Origin of the sequence: Pseudonocardia acidicola (genome assembly GCF_012911935.1) — a bacterium.
GTDB lineage: Bacteria > Actinomycetota > Actinomycetes > Mycobacteriales > Pseudonocardiaceae > Pseudonocardia > Pseudonocardia acidicola.
In genome coordinates this window covers 1-1,434 of the sequence record NZ_JAAXLA010000161.1, presented here as the reverse complement: position 1 = coordinate 1,434, position 1,434 = coordinate 1, and the positions used below count along the sequence as shown (strand labels likewise).

The 1,434-nt window shown below is 70.3% G+C and carries 1 protein-coding gene; it reads right to left on the bottom strand.

All coding sequences use genetic code 11. The features are described 5' to 3' along the window. Positions 1-55: 55 nt before the first annotated feature. Positions 56-1,309, bottom strand: a complete 1,254-nt coding sequence (locus HF526_RS34395) for an IS256 family transposase (RefSeq protein ID WP_169385825.1) — start codon at positions 1,307-1,309, stop codon at positions 56-58. Between the last annotated feature and the right edge of the window lie 125 nt (positions 1,310-1,434).

The window sequence follows — 1,434 nt, the reverse complement described above, 5'->3', positions numbered from 1 at the left end:
GGCCACGTCCGCGGAGCTGGTGTATGAGATCGACTCCGCGTGATCTTGGTTGAGTTTATGCGGTCAGTGCCTCGGTTGGCGTGGTCGGCTCGCCGTCGGCCGAGGCGGGCTGTGCGGTGACGATGCGGATGCGGGACTTGGCCAGCAGTTCCAGGCCCATGTAGCGGCGGCCTTCGGTCCACTCGTCGCTCTGCTCGGCCAGGACGGCGCCGACGAGGCGGATCAGCGCGCCGCGGTCGGGGAAGATCCCGACCACGTCGGTGCGGCGGCGGATCTCTTTGTTCAGGCGTTCCTGCGGGTTGTTGCTCCAGATCTGGCGCCAGATCTCGCGCGGATAGCTCGTGAACGCGAGCAACTCGTGTCGGGCGGCGTCGAGGTGCTCGGCCGCCTCGCGATACTTGCCCTCGAGGGCGTCGATCACGCGGTCGTACTGCGCGGTGACGGCGTCGGCGTCGGCCTGGTCGAAGATGGTGCGCACCTGGGTGGCCACGTGCGGCTGCGCGGAGCGGGCCACCTTCGTGAGCAGGTTGCGCAGGTAGTGGGTGCGACACCGCTGCCAGGCCGCACCGGGCAGCGCGGAGCCGATCGCCGCGACCAGGCCGGGATGGGCATCACTGGTCACGAGCTGGACCCCGGACAGCCCGCGCGCGACCAGCCCGCGCAGGAACGCCAACCAGCCCGCGCCGTCCTCCGCGCTGGCGACGTCCAACCCGAGGATCTCGCGGTGCCCGTCGGCGTTCACCCCGGTCGCGACCAGGGCGTGCACGTTCACGACACGGCCGTCCTCGCGGACCTTGACGGTGAGCGCGTCGACCCAGACGAACGTGTAGGGGCCTTGGTCGAGGGGCCGCTCGCGGAACGCGGTGACCTGGGCGTCGAGGTGGGCGGCCATCTCGCTGACCTGCGAGCGCGACAGCGACTTCACCCCGAGTTGCTCGGCCAGCCGCTCCACCCGCCGGGTCGACACCCCGAGCAGGTAGGCCGTGGCGACGACGGTGACCAGGGCCTGTTCGGCGCGCCGGCGATGGGTCAGCAGCCAGTCCGGGAAGTAGGAGCCCTCGCGCAGCTTCGGGACCGCGAGCTCGACGGTGCCCGCGCGGGTGTCCCACTCCCGGACCCGGTAGCCGTTGCGCCGGTTCGTGCGCTCGCTGCTGCGTTCGCCGTAGCCAGCGCCGCAGGCCTGATCGGCCTGCGCAGACATCATCGCGTTCGCCAGCGAAGCAATCATCTGCCGCAGCAGATCCGGCGACGCGCCCTGCAGGTGCTGCTCCAACAACTCCGCGGCCTCGATACTGTGCGGTGCGGCCATCGTCGTGATCCTCTCGGTGAGTTCCTTGGTCGGTACTCATCAAGATCACGCGGTGGCCGTCTCACGTCACGACGCCACGCCGCTCACCAGCGAGGGACTCGTACACCACCTCCGGGGACGCAGCC